We start from the raw sequence: 17,302 nt of genomic DNA, 5'->3' as shown, positions 1-17,302 counted from the left end.
GATGAAGTTCGGATCCCCTGCTTCATCTGGCTGAAAATATCCCGGGGGAGGCGCGTGCAGCGCGGCGGGGGCAGAGCCCCCAAGATCGCGCGCTATCCAGCTCGCATCAACATTCCGAACAAATCGCGCGGATCGTCCGGGTCGGCCAACATGTCCAGAGGTTCAAAGAAGGTTGTGCCTTCAATCGCCTGTTTCACATAGCGCAGGGCCGAGAAATCCTCGATGGCAAAGCCTACACTGTCGAACAAAGTGATCTGCCGCTCATCGATGCGCCCCTTGGCGGCGCCGGTGATGACCTGCCACATCTCGGTCACAGGGTGATCCGCGTCCAGCGCCTGAATTTCGCCTTCGATCCGGGTTTGTTCAGGGTACTCGACGAAGATGTCCGAACGCAACAGGATGTCGCGATGCAACTCGGTCTTGCCGGGGCAATCGCCTCCGATGGCGTTGATGTGCACGCCGGGCCCGACCATGTTGTCGGTCAGGATCGTTGCGTATTTCTTGTCTGCCGTGCAGGTGGTGATGATCTGGGCACCTTCAATGGCGTCTTCCGGCGTCTTGCAAGGGATGACGGTCAGGCCCTTGCCCTGCAAGTTCGCAGCGCATTTCGACGTGGCATTCGGGTCGATGTCATAAAGCCGAACGGTGTCGATCCCGCACATTGCCTTGAAGGCAAGGCACTGGAATTCGGACTGTGCGCCATTGCCGATCATTGCCATTGTCTTGGCATTTTTTGGGGCCAGATAGCGCCCGACCAATGCCGAAGTCGCAGCCGTGCGCAGCGCGGTCAGCATTGTCATTTCGGTCAACAGCGTCGGATATCCTGTATAGACGTCTGCCAACAGACCGAATGCAGTTACTGTTTGCAGCCCCTCGGAGGTGTTCTTGGGATGGCCGTTTACGTATTTGAACCCGTACGCCTCACCATCCGAAGTTGGCATCAACTCAATTACGCCATGAGGAGAATGCGCCGGAATGCGAGGTGTCTTGTCGAAGCTTTCCCATCGTTTGAAATCGGCCTCGATCTGAGCGGCAATCTGCGTGATCATCTGTTCGACGCCAATGTGGTGTACCAGTCGCATCATGTTGTCGACGGAAACGAATGGTACCAGGGCCTTGTCTGAAGGTTGCATGGTGCTCTCCTATCGGCGGGCAAGGTGAACGCCTGCAATCATGCAGCGCACGGACCCACCGGCGGTTTCAATTGTTGGAACGGACAGCGGCAACGGTTTTGCACTGTCCTGGATTGTTGCGATTTGGTCTGGTGTGAGGGCGGCAAGTGCCCTGCTGGACAGGGCCAGAACCAACCCATCCCGTCCGGTCAGTTCAATGGCGTTACCTGCGAACTCGGCGATCTGGTCGTGCGTCAGGTCAATGACCGTTCGACCGGATTCTTCCAGCCGATTGCGAACGGTCATGCGGCGGGCCGGATCCGAAATCATGTCGAGGCAAATCAGGGCGTAATGCGTGCCGATACCCATCAAAACGTTGGTGTGATAAACGTCTCGGCCCTTGGCATCGCGGGCTTCGAAGGCGATTGGTTCATAGTTGAAATGTGTGCAAAACCGTTCCAACAGGACTGGATCGGCGCGATTGGACGTCACCGTGTAGGCGATACGGGTCACATGATCCAACACCATCGCGCCGGTTCCTTCCAGGGCCAGGTTGTCTTGTTCCAGCCCGGAATAGTCGATGACATCCTGCACACGGTATTCCTGTTTGAGCAGTTCGATTACATCGGTCCGGCGTTCGCGTCTGCGCGATGATACGAACATTGGGTAGATCGCCACATGGCCGCCGGGATGCGTCGAGAACCAGTTGTTTGGAAAAACGCTGTCAGGTGTGTTGAGGTCGCCGAAATCGTCAAACACATGAACAGTGACTCCGGCGTCGCGCAATTGCTGCACCGCCCGATCATGTTCATCCCTGGCCGCTTCCGACGTGGCCTGGGCGGATGCGGTGCTCAGCGTTTGAAAGGCATTGTCATCGCGTGTTTCCGGGTTCGACGCAAAAGCGTGCGGCCGGATCATGACGGCGGCAGATGGCGCTTGAAGAGACAGCATCAGAAACTCCGGGTGGGACGGTCGAAGATACGGCGACCCATCAACGAGGCGGCCAGATCGACCATCAGTTTTGCGGTTCGGCCCCGGTCATCCAGAAACGGGTTCAATTCGACCAGGTCCAGCGAGCAGACAAGTCCGCTTTCATGCAGCAGTTCCATTACCAGGTGAGCTTCGCGCTCGGTTGCACCGCCGGGCACGGTCGTGCCGACCGCGGGGGCCACTGCCGGGTCGAGGAAATCGACATCCAAAGAAACATGTAGCAGAGCGTTTTCTGCCTTCACGCGATCAAGAAAGGCCAAAAGGGGGGCTTTGATACCGTTTTCATCAATGCTGCGCATATCCGCCAGCATGGCGCGGTCTTGCTCCAGCGCCGCCCGTTCCGCCGGGTCAACAGAACGCAATCCGATCATGCCGACGCGATCCGTCGGTATGACGGCGGGCAAAGGTGGGAAATCCTCGAATCCGGGTCTGCCGGTGAAATACGCCACCGGCGTGCCGTGCAGATTGCCGCTGCCGGTACTGTCCGGAGTGTGAAAGTCGCTGTGGGCGTCAAGCCATAGCACAAAGAGAGGGCGGTCGATCCGAGCGGCATGGGCGGCCATCCCGGCCACCGTACCCATGGACAGGGCGTGATCACCCCCCATGAAAATCGGAATGCCCTGACCCGCCGCGTCTTGCGCAGCTTTGCTGAGAGCTTGCGTCCACCCCACGCATTCGGGCAGGGCGAACAGGTGCGGGTGTTGGGGAATGTCGACGTTTTCGGCCTGCACGTCGCCCCAATCGTGAACGGTGTGACCAAGATCAGACAGCGCTTGATCCAACCCTGCCACGCGATACGCATCAGGTCCCATCCGGCATCCCTGACGACGCTTCCCGGCGTCCATTGGGGCGCCGACCAGTATGATATCCTTGATTTCCATGTGTTCATTTAGGCCGTCGGACTGTCTTGCGTGAAGTCGGCAAAATGCTCAAAATGGTCTCGGAAAATCCTTTATGAGAAGATGCCATGGACGAATTGGACAATCGGCTGCTCAATGCGTTGCAACGGGATGCACGGGCAAGCCTGTCAGAGCTGTCGGAAACACTGGGCGTGACACGCACCACGGTCCGCAGCAGGTTGCAGCGGCTGAAACAGTCCGGTGAAATCGTCGGCTTTACCGTCCTGACGCGTCGCGATCTGGCGCAAAGCCCGGTGCGCGGGTTGATGATGCTCGAGATTGAGGGGCGCGGGACGGAACGCGTCATGGCCCGGATCGGAGCCATGCGTCAGGTGACGGCAGTTCATTCGACAAATGGCAGTTGGGATCTGATCGCCGAGATCAGTACGGAAACCCTGGCTGAACTGGATGAGGTTCTGTTTCAGATCCGAAGGATCGACGGCGTGACGCGTTCGGAAACGAACCTTTTGCTGTCAACACGCAAGGGGCGGCTCTAGCGCTTTGAGATAAAACCAAAATGTGCCAGAGTCCGTTGGCAGATGATGTCTGAATCGTCGACGGGCGGGTGAGCCGCGCGTGGTATCTGCGATCAGAAACTGGCGGGGACGTGCAGCATGACCAATGCGGAAAGTGACGGTGAACCTCTGGCCGTACACTGGGCCGAAAAGCTTACGGCCATGTTGGAAAAACCCTGGCTGCGGATTGCGATACCGGTTCTCGTGACCGGGATCGCGCTGACGGTTCTGCATGATTTGTCGGCGCATGTGAAATGGTCAGATGTCCAGACCGATATCGCAACGACGTCGTGGAAACTGATGTTTTTCGCCTTGTGCTGGACCGCGTTCAGTTTCCTGTCGCTGTCGCTCTATGATGTGTTTGCCGTGCAAAGTGTGGCGGGCGGCAAAGTGCCATTGCCTGTTGCCGGAATGGCAGGGGCCAGCGGCTATGCCGTGTCGAACTGTCTGGGTTTTTCCTACATTACCGGAACTGCGATCCGGTATCGGATATATGCGTCGCTGGGATTGGATCTGGGGCGGGTGGCCGGGGTTATCGCGACATCCTGGGTCGCGTTCTGGATGGGGCTTGTTCTGGTTCTGGGTGTGTTGCTGACCGTGCATCCGGATGGGATCTCGAAAGTGATACCTGTCAGCGAAACGGTGGAAACCGCCATCGGGCTGTGCCTTTTGGGGGCATTGGTCGCGATGTTCATATGGTTGTCCAGCGGCGGCAGGCGGTTGGCCGTCGCAGGTATCGGGTTTGACTTGCCGGGTGGCAAACTGGCCAGTCTTCTGACACTGGCCGCCATCGGAGATCTGGTTGGTGCGTCCATGGCGCTCTATGTCCTGATGCCGGACGATCTGGGCGTTGGCTATCCCTATTTCTTCACGATCTACATCGCCGCCATCGCCGTTGGAATTCTCAGCCACGCGCCGGGCGGGCTTGGGGTGTTCGAAGCCACGCTGATCGCGGGCCTCGGGGCGTCGGGACGTTCGGATGTGATCGCAGCCTTGTTGCTGTATCGCGTCGTTTACACCTTCTTGCCGTTCGGTATCGCCAGCGTGTCCATTGCGATCGCGTCCGCACTGACGCAAAGGCACAGGATCGGTGGCGCCGCGACATGGGTCTATCGGGTCATCCGCCCCATTGTTCCCATGGTGGCAGCCGGAGTTGCGGCCGTGGCGGGGGTGGTCCTGCTGGTGTCCGGCGCATTGCCAGCGGGCACGCAGAACCTTGGTGTTCTGAGAGAGGTCTTGCCGCTGTCGTTTGTCGAGGCATCACACCTTGCCGGCAGTGCTGTCGGCGTGCTGCTTTTGCTGGTGTCCCGCGGTTTGTTTCGAAAGCTCTACCGCGCATGGGTGGTGGCCATGCTGTTGATGGTGGCCGGGTTCTTTGCCTCGCTGGCAAAGGGGCTGGACACTCACGAAGCGCTGTCGATGCTGGGCACGATTGGCCTTCTGGCCATGTTCCGCGGGGCGTTTTACCGGGTCAGTGGCGCGTCGATCTTCAGGCTGAATATTCCTTGGTTGGTCAGTGTCGTGGCGCTGCTGGCGGTGATATTCTGGATCGGACTGTTCGCCTATTCCCATGTCGAGTATAAGAACGCCCTGTGGTGGGAATTTGCCTGGAACGGAGACGCTTCGCGCTTTTTGCGCTCCAGCCTCATCGTGGCGGTGATCGTGGGTATTGTGGCCGTGAACTCTCTGTTCGGGCGAGAGATTCCGACGCCTGTGCGCACGGAAATCCCCGAGGTCGTTGAACGGCTTGTGATGGAGTGCGAAGACACCGAATCCCAAATCTCGCTTACCGGTGACAAGCAGTTCCTCATCTCACCGGATGAGACCGCATTCATTGCCTATGCAGACACGGGCAACGCTCTGATCTCGAAGGGAGAGCCGGTTGGCGATGAAACGGCGGGGCGGCAGTTGATCTGGCAACTCAGGGAAATGGCGGACCGAGAAGGAAAGCTGTGTGCCTACTACAGTGTTTCAACCAAGTACCTGCCGACATTTCTGGACCTGGGCCTGTCGATCCTGAAGATTGGTGAGGTCGCGCGGGTTCCGCTGAGGGATTTCTCGCTGGACGGAAAGTCGCGCAAGCGGTTCAGACAAGCCAGGAACCGGGCCGAGCGGGAGGGCTATGTATTCGAGATCATCCCGAAAGAAGACCTGGCCCCGGTATTGCCGGAACTGCGCGCGATTTCAGATCATTGGCTGGCGCAAAAGGCGGGTGCCGAAAAGGGCTTTGCGTTGGGGGGCTTTGACGATCAGTATCTGTCATATTTCGATCATGCGGTTCTGCGTAACGGTAAGACAGGCAAGATCATGGCCTTCGCCAACCTGTTTCAGGGCGGCAACAAATCCGAACTGTCGCTGGATCTGATGCGCTATGAGCCTGACAGCCCGAGCTTTGTAATGGATGCGCTTTTTGCCGAGATGATGAACTGGGGATCGCAGCAGGGGTTCCACTGGTTCTCATTGGGTGCGGCGCCGTTCTCAGGCATCGAAAACCGTCAGCTTGCATCACTTTGGAACCGCATCGGCGGCTTTGTCTATGAACATGGTGAGCAGTTCTATCATTTTGAAGGTTTGCGCGCCTTCAAACAGAAATTCGATCCGGAATGGAGCCCCAACTATCTGGCTAGCCCCGGCGGGCTGGCTGCGCCCCGCATCCTTTACGAGGTCAATATTTTGATCTCGGGTGGGCTGCGCGGGTTGACCAAGTAGCGCTTAGTTCAGGCTGGCTCGGGTCGGGGTTTTTTCAAGCAGATCGCCCCAATCAGTGCGATAGGCCATTTCCGCCAGCACGGTTTCAGGCAGGAATTCCTGGTTCTGACGGATCTGCCATCCGCCGCCCAGACCCTTGTAAACGGCAACCAGATTGCTGGACACCTGCTGCCGCGCTTCGATCAGATTTGCCTGCGACCGCAAAAGCGCGGTCTGCGTGTTCAGAATGCGAGAATAGCTGGCGATTCCATCTCTGTACTGGCTTACGGCGATATCCGCGGCCTTGCGCGAAGCTTCGACGCTTTTCTGATAGAACCCAACCTGTTTTCGCGCTTGCGCATAGGCGACCATTGCGCTTTCCACCTCGGAATACGCGGTCAGAACGGTATTCTGATAATTGGCAATCAGCGCTTGGTATGCCGCATCCTGCGCGCGGACATTGTTTTTGATGCGGCCATAGTTGAGCACGTTCCAGACCACGCCGGCACTGGCCAGACCGGTGGTGCTGTTGCCGCTGAACAGATCGCGCCCGCCCGATGACTGCAAACCGATTGCGCCCGACAGCACGAACTGAGGATACAGGTCAGCCATCGCGATACCCACCTGCGCCGATTGAGTCGCAGCGGCCAATTCCGCCGCGCGGACATCCGGGCGGCGGCGCAGCAATTCTGCCGGCACCCCAACGGCCACATTTGTTCGCGCTGACGGGATACGGCCGGAATTCCCCAGCAGGTTGGTCATCCGGGACGGTGTGGCCCCCAGCAGCACGGCCAGCGCATTCTTGGTCTGTTGCAGGTCGCTTTCCAACTCGGGCACCAAGGCCTTGGTATTGTTGAGCAGCGCAGTGGATTCCTGAACGTCCAGTTCGGTCGTGACCCCGTTGTTGAACCGCAGCTGGGTCAGGTCCGCCGATTCCTGCTGCAATTTGATGTTTTCCCGGGCGACCGCCAACGATTCCTGCAACGCGCGGATATTGACATAGAGCGCGGCCACGTCGCCGGTCAGTGTCACCAATGCGTCATCATAGTTTGCGACCTGCAAAGCCAGATTCGACCGCGCCGCCTGCACGCCGCGCCGTTGTGCGCCCCAGACATCCAGCTCCCACTGGGCGTCGAACCCAACCTGAGACGTCGAGAACTCGGTATCCAGGGGGATGATCCGGTTGATATCGGCAACAGGCCCAAGATTGTCGCTGATTTGCCGCCGCTGCAAAGACGCGCCTATGGCCTGGGATTGCGGGTACAATTCGCCGAAAGCGATCCCCAGCTGTGCCCGCGCTTGCAGCACCCGTGCCCCCGCGACCTGAAGCGTCAGGTTCTGGGCATAAGCTTCGGCAATCAGCCGGTTGAGGGTCGGGTCATTGAATGTCTCCCACCATTTTACCACGGGTGCGCTGCGCGATGTCAGGCCGCTTTGGCCGACGCTGGGGCTGTTTACCTCGATCCATTGTTTGACGACCGGAGAGTTCGGGCGCACGAAATCGGGCCCCACGGGCGTGCAGGCCGTGAAGGTGGCGGCGCAAAGTGCAGTTCCCATCAACCGGCGGAGTGTCATGGCGCGCATCCTCAGATATCCAGCGGTCGAATGAAGTTGGCGAAGGAATAGAGACGGATGTTGATGCGTCTCAGGAACTCAAAGCTTTTGCCCATGCCGGTGTAGATCGCCACGGCGGCGTGGCCGCCAGCCGGGAAAGTGTGCCCTTCCGGGATATCGACGGTGATCTGCACGGCAATTCGACCGGGCAGTTTCGGCAGTTCAAAGCCGGGCAGGCGGCCTGAAGGGATCAGTTGCCCTTGGCGCGTGGCCCACCAGATCGCCTCGACCTTGCCCGTCAGGATTTCGCCCGGGTAAAGATCCAGCGCCACTTCGACCTCTTGCCCCGGTTCCACGAATTTCAGGTTCTGCTGTCGAAAGGTCGCAAGGATGTAGGGGCTGTCCTCGGTCACGAAACTGGCAATCGCGCCCAGTCGAACATCGCCGACGACCAGACCAGGGCGGGCTTGTTGCGATACGATCATGCCGTTTTCAGGCGCGTAGATCGTTGTGTTTTCAAGAAAATACTCAGCTTCGGCCAACTGCGCCCTTGCCTGAAGAATACCGGTGTTCACGCCGTCTATCTGGGACTCCACGGCCAGTTGCGCCTTTTCCAGATTTGCTTCGGCCTGTTTGACGGCAGCAAGGTCTTCGGTCACCTGCTCGTTCCAGCGGTCCAGTTCGTCTTGCCGCGCTCCACCGGCGGGCACAAGAGTTTCGTACCGGGCTTGCTGAGTCTGCGCATAGGCCAGCTGCGCATTTGCGCGTTCAACAGCTTCGGTCGACGCGATCACATCCTGTTCCAGAATCTTGGAATTCTGTTCAGCTGCGACCAATTGCGCCTGCGCATTGTCTACCGCCAGTGAAAATACGGTGTCGTCAAAGCGGTAGAGCGGATCACCCTTGGTGACCGGTGTGTTCGGTTCCACAAGAACTTCGGTCAGGATCGTCGGCTGTGTCAGTTTGGGAATGATCTGTATGGTCGAACGCACCACGTGGCTGTCGGCCGAGAAGGGCTGGAAGAACCGCAATGCGACCAGAAAAATCAGCAACAGGTGCGCGCCAACCCAAAAGGATACGATGCCCCAGGCGATGTTGAATTTCAGCAGTTCCAGCTTGAAGAAAATAAGCCAGACGAAAATGATGTAAAATAGCGTGATGCCAAGGGCGACAAACATGTTTTGTGACTTCCTCTGGCCTTAGCTTTGCTGCGGATCGTCTGTTTCCAGACGACCTTGATATTCAGGCCGGACATCACCACCCAGACGTTTGATTTCATCACGAATGGCGTCTTTTTCCTCGTCAGGGCCACGGCGAATGTCGACCGTAACGCCATCATGGAACGCCCACATGAAGGCATGGACCCAGGGCACCACGGCCAGAAATCCCATCCAGCCCATGATCTTTACGGCCTCGGCATGGGGATGGTTGCGCTTGATGGCGATCCGACCCGGAAGGCCCATGAGAAAGAGAAACAGTGCCATCACCGCCGCCAGAAGCAGGATCAATGCCACGAAAGTCAGATAGTCATAATAGCCAAGCGGCTGTCCCAGTAATCCCATGCTCGTGCCTCCTTTTTGGGGAAGGTTACGGTATCTTCAGTTGCCGGCGTCCAACTCGTCAATCAACTTGTAGCTTGTCGGCGGGTCGGCGCAGAGACCCGGCCCGCATTCCAACAAGGTCGAACCCGCGTTCAGCACCGCCAAAGCCAGCATGACGAAAAACGCGATCTTGGCCAGAGCATTTCCGCCGAACCTTGGTTCCTGACCAGAAGGGTCCGCGTATTGGCGATCAAACAACAGCATGATCGACGTGCCCAGCAACACAAGGAAAAAGGCGATCCCGGCCCAGGTATAGTAGTGCAGGCCCAAAACAGGAGAGCCGTAGTGCCCGGTGCCGGGTACGATATGCAGAAGTATTTGGCGGATCGATACAGTGCCGCCATACAAGGCCGCAATCAGCACGATGGCATAGTGTTGCGGCCGTGGACCGTAGAGCAGGTTCAAACCAAGCCCTACGCCGACGGCAACAAACCCAACACGTTGCAGCAGGCAAAGCGGGCAGGGCAGCTCATAGAGGACAAGCTGATAGAAAAACGCTAACACCAGTACAAGGCAGACGGCAAGCATACCGATCGCGTTTAGGGTGCGGGACAGTTCAGGTGTCATGGCAAGCCCCTCAGAGTTGAATTGTCAGCGGTGTGGTGGCGTGGAATTTCAGCCAGTAGATACACATGGCCAACGTGACGAAAAACAAGGCGTTGCCAGCCTTGGTCAACTTGAAATAGTTCAGCCCCATCGTGGCGATAAACAACGAAAATAAAAGCGCAATCATGGCCCGGTCCTCCCCTCCCGTGCACAAATTCTTGTATGAAGGATAGTGTCAGGCCAAGTTCGATCTGGCAAGCCGCGCAACTCGCCCGGACGTTGTTATTTGCCCGCCTCTAGTCGCAGATGATGACACCAGTCTGCCACTCGCGACAGTGCTCTGGCAGCTTGCCGGGCAAGGGCAGGTCGCTATAGACCGTGTCAAGTTCGGCAATTGATCCTATCCGCGCCGGGGCCGAGCGTTGAAACTTCGAATGATCGGCAACCAGAAAAGTGCGGCGCGCCTTCTCGATGATGGCCTGGCTGACCTGAACCTCCTGAAAGTCGAAGTCCAAAATATCGCCATCCTTGTCCAGCGCCGAACATCCTATGACGGCGATGTCGAATTTGAACTGCCGGATGGCCGATACGGTCAGGTTGCCGATCAGCCCCCCGTCTGTCCGACGCAAAACGCCGCCGGCCATGATGATTTCGCAGTCCGGGTTTTCGACAAGAATGTTTGCAACGTTCATGTTGTTGGTCACCACCAGCAGGTTCTTGTGGTTCAGCAACTGCCTTGCCACGGCCTCGGTCGAGGTTCCGATGTTCATGAAAATTGATGCGCCATCCGGGATATCAGCCGCGCAGGTCTGAGCGATGCGGGTCTTGGCGTCCGCGTTCAGCGCGCGGCGGTCCTCGTATCCGATATTTGAAACACCCGAGCGGAGAACCGCGCCCCCGTGAACCCGGTCCAGCTTGCCCGCGTCTGCAAGCTCGGTCAGGTCGCGCCGGATCGTCTGAACGGTGACGCCAAAGCGTTCAGCCAGCCCCTCGACGGTAACGCGCCCTTCGGTGCTGGCGATTTCCAGAATGTCGGATTGGCGAAAAGACAAGGACATGGGCAGTTCCGGTGTAGAGGATTGATTTTCGTTTTTGTTCTTTTTGTCGATTTTGGCAAGCCAACTTGCTTGAAAATCATATCTGTGTTGCAAAAAGAAAAAAAACGAACATAAACATTGACGAAGCGAAAGTCATTCTGGCTAATGCCCGCAACCGTGTCAGGCAGGGAATCAATGGATATGCAGTCAACGGACAACCAGATCACAGACCTTTTCATCATCGGTGGCGGGATCAATGGCTGTGGAATAGCGCGGGACGCCGCCGGGCGGGGTCTTTCGGTGACGCTGGCCGAGATGAACGATCTCGCTTCTGCCACGTCCTCTGCCTCGACCAAGTTGTTTCACGGCGGATTGCGGTATCTTGAGTATTTTGAAATTCGCCTGGTGCGTGAGGCCCTGATCGAGCGTGAAACCCTGCTGCGCGCGATGCCGCATATCAGCTGGCCCATGCGTTTTGTGCTGCCCTACCACAAGGATATGCGGTTTGATTCCGAAACGCCGACCTCGCGGTTGCTCAGCACGGTCATGCCGTGGATGCGTGGGCGGCGTCCGGCTTGGCTGATCCGGTTGGGCCTGTTCATGTATGACAATCTGGGCGGGCGCAAAATCCTGCCGGGCACGACGTCATTGAACCTGCGGTCAGCGCCCGAGGGGGCCCCGTTGCAGGACAAGTTCGAAACGGCCTATGAGTATTCCGATTGTTGGATCGAAGACTCGCGATTGGTGGTCCTGAATGCGCGTGACGCCGAGTCGCGCGGCGCGCAGATCATGGTCCGAACCGAGGTGACCTCGGCCGAGCGGGTCGGTGATCTTTGGGAAGTGTCCGTTCGGGATCGGAACAGCGGTGAGACCCGTTTGGTCCGGGCCAAAATGCTGATCAATGCGGGTGGGCCCTGGGTGGGCGACATCATTCAATCCAAGATCCGCGTGAACTCTCGCGAGGGCGTGCGGCTTGTTCGGGGCAGTCATATCGTGACGCCCAGGCTTTACGATCACGACAAATGCTATTTTTTCCAAGGCGAAGATGGCCGCATCATTTTCGCCATACCATACGAGCAGGACTTTACCTTGATTGGGACAACGGATCAGGATCATCCGGACCCGTCGACCAAACCGGTCTGTACCGAGGCCGAGCAAGATTACCTGTGCGCCTTTGCATCGAAGTATTTCAAACGTGCCGTAACCCGCGACGATGTCGTATGGACCTATTCCGGCGTGCGGCCTCTTTATGATGACGGCGCAAGCAGTGCCACTGCTGCAACGCGGGACTATACGTTGAAAGTCGATGCGCAGGGCGGGGCACCTGTTTTGAATGTGTTCGGCGGCAAGATCACGACCTATCGCAGGCTTGCAGAAAGCGCGCTTGAGAAGGTCGGTGAGTTTTTTCCGAACCTGCCCGGCCCCTGGACCGCTGGTGTCGCACTGCCGGGGGGAGATTTTCCGTTGGATGCCGTCGAATCCCTGAAAGGCGATCTTTTGGCGGCCTATCCCTTTTTGACCGAAAGCTGGGCTGCCCGCCTGATCAGAGCTTACGGGACCGAAGCAAGGGATGTTTTGGGTGATGCAAAACAGATATCCGATCTGGGAGAGGATTTTGGCGCAACCCTGACAGCGCAAGAGGTCGCGTGGCTGATGGACAAGGAATATGCCCGTTCAGCCGAAGATGTGGTTTGGCGCCGCAACAAGCTGGGCTTGCGGCTGAGTGCCGAGCAGATTGCGCGGATCGATCAATGGATGTCCGAACGGTCCGCGGATAAGGGGTAGCCTGAAAACGCCTCGAGGCTGTCAGCGTATCTGCAAAAAAGCCCCATCAGTTCAGATGGGGCTTTCTGTGTTCAGGCGGCTTTTTCTGTAGGGTCGGGGTCGCTCTTGCTGCCCTTCAACCATTCCCGCATGCCTTGCATCAGGGCATAGAGCACGGGCACCACGATCACACCAACCAGTGTTGCGGCCAGCATCCCGCCGAACACCGCGACACCAATCGCCTTCTGGCTGGCGGCACCGGCTCCGTTCGCGGCCAGCAGGGGGACAACGCCAAGCAGGAAGGACAGTGCAGTCATCATCACAGCGCGGAAACGTTGATACGCAGCCTCTGCGGCGGCCTCTTTGATGGACAGCCCCTTGGCGCGTTGCTCCATGGCGAACTCGACGATCAGAATACCGTTCTTCGAGGCCAGTCCGACAAGCATGATCATACCGATCTGCGTATAGAGGTTGATGTCACTGCCCACGATGGCCACCGCCGCCACGGCCCCAAACAAGGCCACGACAACGGAAAGCAGGATTGAGACAGGCAAGGTCCAACTTTCGTACTGACCCACCAGGAACAAGTAACCGAACAGGATGGCAAGCCCGAGGATGATGATCACCAGACTGCCCGAAGCCAGCTGTTGCTGCGCTGTCCCCGTCCATTCGAACGCATAGCCCGGGGGCAGGGCGGTTGCGGATTCTTCGGTCATCACGCTGATTGCATCGCCGCTGGACAAGCCGGGTGCAGGGACCGCCGTCACCGTGGCCGACCGGAACAGGTTGTGGCGCTTCAGCAGAACCGGACCCAGCACGTTTTCAATGTCGATCAGTGTCCCCAGCGGCACCATGTCTCCGTTTTGAGAACGGACATAGAGGTTCGCGATATCTTCGACATTGTCCCGATAGGTCCCATCGGCCTGAATCATCACGCGATAGACACGGCCGAACAGGTTGAAGTCATTGACATAGTAAGATCCCAGCTGCGCCTGCATGGTCTGAAAAATCTCGGCGACCGAGACATTCAGCGTTTTGGCTTTTTCGCGGTCCAGATCAACGAACAGCTGCGGGACGTTGGCGCGGAAGGTCGTATAGGCCTGCCCGATCTCGGGCCTCTGATTGGCCGAATACACGAACGAACCCACGGCCGAGGCCAGATCCTGCGGTGTGCCACCGCCGGTTTGCTGAACTTCCATCTCGACACCGGCGGACATACCAAGGCCCTGGATGGGCGGTGGGTTGAAAGCAAGGACCGAAGCCGCTGATTCACCGTTCGCGATCGCCAGCACTTTGGCCAGAATGGCGTCCGCGCTCAGATCGTCTTCCTGCCGTTCGCTCCAGTTTTCGAGGTTGACGAAAATCGCAGCGCCGTTGGTGATCGTGCCGTTCAGCATCGAAAAACCGTTGACCAGAACCGTACTCGCGACCCCCGGGATTTCACTTATCTGTTCGTCAAGACGTGCGGTCACCGCCTCGGTCCGTTCCAATGTTGCGGCATCAGGCAACTGTACATCAACGAACAGATACCCGTTGTCTTCAAGCGGAATGAATCCGGCTGAGGTGTTGGACATGATTGTTCCGGTTCCCATGCCAAGCCCAACCACGATGGCCAGCGCAATGGCCGGAAAAACCAACAGCTTTCGTACAATGGCGACATAGCCGTTGCGTACGGTGCCGATGAAGTTTTCGAACATCGCAAGCACCCCTTTGGGAGGGCCGGACCGGGGACGAAGAACCAAGCCGCACAGGGCAGGCGAAAGGGTCAGTGCGTTGATGGAGGAGATCACGACAGCGGTCGAAATCGTAATGGCAAATTGGGAATACAGCCGCCCCGAGATGCCGGGCATGAACGTGACCGGCACGAACACCGCCAGAAGAACCAGTGTTGTCGCGATGACCGGACCCGTGATCTGGCCCATGGCTTTTCGAGTCGCTTCAGCAGGGGGCAACCCTTCATCCGCAATGATGCGCTCCACGTTCTCGACGACGACGATGGCGTCATCCACCACGATACCGATGGCCAGCACCAAGGCGAACAGCGAGATGGTGTTCAGCGACATCCCGAATGCCAGCAGGAAGGCAAAAGTACCGATCAGGGATACCGGGATTGCCACCGCCGGAATTATCGTTGCGCGCCAACTTCCCAGGAACACGAACACGACCGAAATAACCAGAATGAAGGTCAGGATCAGGGTCGAGACCACGTCGTTCAAAGACGCCTCGACAAAGTCGGTCGTGTTGAAGGGGACATCATATTCGACATCGGTCGGAAAGGCGCGGGACAGCCGCGCCAATTCGGCCTGCACACGTTCCGAAACCGCCAATGCGTTTGCACCGGGGGCCTGATAGATGCCGATGACCGTGGCTGGAACCGCCTGAAAATAGCCCGAAGCCGCATAGTATTCCGCGCCAAGCTCTACCCGGGCGATGTCTTTGACGCGGACGATGGCGCCGGCGTCGCCAGTCCGGATGACAATGTCACCGAATTCCTCTGCGGAAGTCAGGCGGCCTTTGGATTTGATCGTGTATTGAAACGTCTGCCCTTCGGGAACGGGGGGGGCACCGATCGAACCGGCGGACACTTCGATATTCTGTTCCCGGATCGCATTGATGACATCCCCCGGCGTGATGGACAGCGCCGCCATCTTGTCCGGGTCCATCCAGATTCGCATGGCGTATTCAAGGTTGGTCAGAACATCGGCCTTGCCGACGCCCTGCACGCGGGCCAGCGCATCGCGCAGATTGATCGAGGCATAGTTCGACAGGAACACACTGTCATAGGTCCCATTTGGTGAAGTCAGAGTGACCAGCATCAGCATGTTGGTCGAAGATTTCTGTGTCACCACGCCGGACGAAGTCACTTCGGCTGGCAGCGACGACATGGCCTGCGCCACCCGGTTTTGAACGTTGACTGATGCGATGTCGGGATCAGTGCCGACCTCAAAGGTCACATCCAGCGAATAGGACCCGTTGTCCGATGATCTGGACGTCATGTAGATCATGTCGTCCACACCGTTGACCTGCGCCTCAATCGGCGCGGCAACGGTGTTTTCAACGGTCTCGGCGTTTGCGCCGGTATAGGTGGTCGAGACATTGACCACGGGCGGGGTGATATCGGGAAACTGCGCGACCGGCAGCACCAGGTATCCGATACCGCCCATGATGGTCAGCACCAGCGAAATGACGAGCGCCAGCTTGGGCCGGCTGATGAACAGGGCTGAGAACATCTGTTACTCTCCCGGTTGCTCAGAGGCGACGACTGCGTCAACAGCGACGCCGGGGCGAACCCGTTGCAGGCCCTCGACAATGACGCTTTCGCCTTCGCGCAGCCCGTCCAGCACGATAATCGCGGTTCCAACCGTGTCACCGGTGGTGATGTAACGCTGTTCAACCATCTGCTTGTCGTTGACGACCAGGACAAACTCACCCCGCTGATCGCGCTGCAAGGCGGCTTGAGGCACCAGAACCTGCAAGGTCGGTTCCAGCGCTTCGATCTGCACATTCACAAAGGCGCCGTCCAGAATCAGCCGGTCCGCGTTGTCGAACTGGGCGCGAACGGTAATTGCGCCGGTCAATGGGTCGATACGGTTGTCAACGAATACAAGTCTGCCGACTTCATCCATCTCGGTGCCGTTGGGCAGGATGACGTGCACGTTCGGGCTTTGCGGGCTTTCCGCCAGCGATGCCGAGTTTTCACCATAAGTCTGCAAGACTGAGGTGAAGAGCTTTTCGTTCAACGAGAAATTCACATATATGGGCGTCTCGCTGACGATATTGACCAGAGGAGGGTTGTTTGGCCCGACCACATCTCCGACGCTGGTCGTGATCCTGCCGATACGGCCGTCGAACGGCGCATGTATCTGCGTGTAGCTCAGGTCAAGCTCGGCCTGCTGGATCGCAGCATTGGCCGCCTTCACCTCTGCCTCGGCGACCAATTCGTTGGCGCGGGCAATGTCGCGTTCAGACTCTGGTGTCGCGTCGCGTTTGTAGAGCTCTTCTTTACGCGCCAAATCGACCTTTGCCAGTTCAAGATTTGCTTCGGCCCGGTTCAGATCGGCCTTTCGGGCCTCAAGCGTCGCCTCGTACAGGTCGGGTTCGATGGTGAACAGCAGATCGCCTTCTTTGACAGTCGCCCCATCCTCGACCTCGCGGCTATTGAGAAACCCGTTCACCCGCGCCACGATATCGACCTTGTTGATTGCCTCGGCACGTCCGATGAACGTGGCTTCGTCGGTGATTTCCTCGGTATAGGCCGCCGCTATGGAAACCTTTGGTGGTGCCCCTTCTTCCTGCGCGGTCGCCGGATGCGCCAAACCCAAGGACATCAGCATGAATGCGGCGGCCAAATGCCTGCTGATCTTGTTGGGTGAAAGGAATGCTGGGGACATGGCGAAAGCCTCGTTCGATGCGGAAACAAAAGATACCGACCCAGTCGCCAGGGCGACGCGAGTCGGAGGAACCTGATCTCAGGATGACTTTTTTGTGCCGATATCTCAAGCGTGATGAGTCCCGCCCCGGTCGGGGCGGAGGTCAAAAGTTCAAGCAACTATGCTGGCTTAGGCCCTGACGTGGCCGTGGGGCCCAAACAAGAGG

14 protein-coding genes are annotated in these 17,302 nt (G+C 58.1%); 3 read left to right on the top strand and 11 right to left on the bottom strand.

Annotated elements, in window-relative coordinates; translation table 11 throughout:
* Positions 1 to 92: 92 nt before the first annotated feature.
* Genes GOW04_RS05605 through rocF form a run of 3 tightly spaced genes read right to left on the bottom strand, consistent with a single transcriptional unit; the run spans position 93 to position 2,983 of the window.
* Positions 93 to 1,133, bottom strand: coding sequence for an ornithine cyclodeaminase (locus GOW04_RS05605; RefSeq protein ID WP_171231792.1), 1,041 nt, complete (start codon positions 1,131 to 1,133; stop codon positions 93 to 95).
* Between the two features lie 9 nt (positions 1,134 to 1,142).
* Positions 1,143 to 2,063 (bottom strand): citrulline utilization hydrolase CtlX, encoded by a 921-nt coding sequence (gene ctlX, locus GOW04_RS05600; RefSeq protein ID WP_171231791.1) that lies wholly within the window; start codon positions 2,061 to 2,063, stop codon positions 1,143 to 1,145.
* Positions 2,063 to 2,983 carry an arginase gene (gene rocF, locus GOW04_RS05595; RefSeq protein WP_171231790.1) on the bottom strand — a complete coding sequence of 307 codons (921 nt, stop codon included), beginning with the start codon at positions 2,981 to 2,983 and terminating at the stop codon, positions 2,063 to 2,065. The genes ctlX and rocF overlap by 1 nt, the downstream gene beginning before the upstream one ends.
* Positions 2,984 to 3,069: 86 nt before the next feature.
* Between rocF and GOW04_RS05590 the strand changes: the two genes are divergently transcribed.
* Together GOW04_RS05590 and mprF are read left to right on the top strand one after the other, a co-directional pair.
* The gene (locus tag GOW04_RS05590) at positions 3,070 to 3,498 is read left to right on the top strand and encodes an Lrp/AsnC family transcriptional regulator (RefSeq protein WP_152457732.1); all 429 of its coding nucleotides are present in this window, start codon (positions 3,070 to 3,072) and stop codon (positions 3,496 to 3,498) included.
* 117 nt (positions 3,499 to 3,615) lie between these two features.
* Positions 3,616 to 6,225: a bifunctional lysylphosphatidylglycerol flippase/synthetase MprF gene (gene mprF, locus GOW04_RS05585; protein ID WP_371814351.1), complete on the top strand. Its 2,610-nt coding sequence runs from the start codon at positions 3,616 to 3,618 to the stop codon at positions 6,223 to 6,225.
* 3 nt (positions 6,226 to 6,228) lie between these two features.
* Here the strand turns inward: mprF and GOW04_RS05580 are convergent, their stop codons facing one another.
* From GOW04_RS05580 to GOW04_RS05555, 6 genes are all read right to left on the bottom strand, one after another.
* The gene (locus GOW04_RS05580) at positions 6,229 to 7,779 is read right to left on the bottom strand and encodes an efflux transporter outer membrane subunit (protein ID WP_254430060.1); all 1,551 of its coding nucleotides are present in this window, start codon (positions 7,777 to 7,779) and stop codon (positions 6,229 to 6,231) included.
* Between the two features lie 11 nt (positions 7,780 to 7,790).
* Positions 7,791 to 8,936 carry an HlyD family secretion protein gene (locus tag GOW04_RS05575; protein ID WP_152457734.1) on the bottom strand — a complete coding sequence of 382 codons (1,146 nt, stop codon included), beginning with the start codon at positions 8,934 to 8,936 and terminating at the stop codon, positions 7,791 to 7,793.
* 21 nt (positions 8,937 to 8,957) lie between these two features.
* On the bottom strand, positions 8,958 to 9,320 hold the full coding sequence (locus tag GOW04_RS05570) for a DUF3302 domain-containing protein (RefSeq protein ID WP_171116334.1): 363 nt from the start codon (positions 9,318 to 9,320) through the stop codon (positions 8,958 to 8,960).
* Positions 9,321 to 9,356: 36 nt separating this feature from the next.
* A complete protein-coding gene (locus GOW04_RS05565) occupies positions 9,357 to 9,926 on the bottom strand; it encodes a disulfide bond formation protein B (RefSeq protein WP_171231788.1) in 570 nt (189 codons plus the stop codon).
* A gap of 10 nt (positions 9,927 to 9,936) precedes the next feature.
* A complete protein-coding gene (locus GOW04_RS05560; RefSeq protein ID WP_171116330.1) occupies positions 9,937 to 10,092 on the bottom strand; it encodes a DUF5993 family protein in 156 nt (51 codons plus the stop codon).
* A gap of 109 nt (positions 10,093 to 10,201) precedes the next feature.
* On the bottom strand, positions 10,202 to 10,963 hold the full coding sequence (locus GOW04_RS05555; protein WP_171231787.1) for a DeoR/GlpR family DNA-binding transcription regulator: 762 nt from the start codon (positions 10,961 to 10,963) through the stop codon (positions 10,202 to 10,204).
* 180 nt (positions 10,964 to 11,143) lie between these two features.
* On the opposite strand from GOW04_RS05555, the gene glpD reads away from it, so the two are divergent.
* Positions 11,144 to 12,727, top strand: a complete 1,584-nt coding sequence (glpD, locus tag GOW04_RS05550) for a glycerol-3-phosphate dehydrogenase (protein ID WP_171232046.1) — start codon at positions 11,144 to 11,146, stop codon at positions 12,725 to 12,727.
* A gap of 71 nt (positions 12,728 to 12,798) precedes the next feature.
* On the opposite strand, the gene GOW04_RS05545 is transcribed toward glpD, so the two are convergent.
* Together GOW04_RS05545 and GOW04_RS05540 are read right to left on the bottom strand one after the other, a co-directional pair.
* The gene (locus GOW04_RS05545; protein WP_171231786.1) at positions 12,799 to 15,936 is read right to left on the bottom strand and encodes an efflux RND transporter permease subunit; all 3,138 of its coding nucleotides are present in this window, start codon (positions 15,934 to 15,936) and stop codon (positions 12,799 to 12,801) included.
* A 3-nt stretch (positions 15,937 to 15,939) separates the two neighbouring features.
* Entirely contained in the window at positions 15,940 to 17,040 is a 1,101-nt protein-coding gene (locus GOW04_RS05540) for an efflux RND transporter periplasmic adaptor subunit (RefSeq protein ID WP_171205018.1), read from the bottom strand.
* Between the last annotated feature and the right edge of the window lie 262 nt (positions 17,041 to 17,302).

This window comes from Ruegeria sp. HKCCA4812, from assembly GCF_013034245.1.
Lineage (GTDB): Bacteria > Pseudomonadota > Alphaproteobacteria > Rhodobacterales > Rhodobacteraceae > Ruegeria.
The sequence above is the reverse complement of the archived record's forward strand: the minus strand, read 5'-3'. Positions and strand labels throughout refer to the sequence as shown.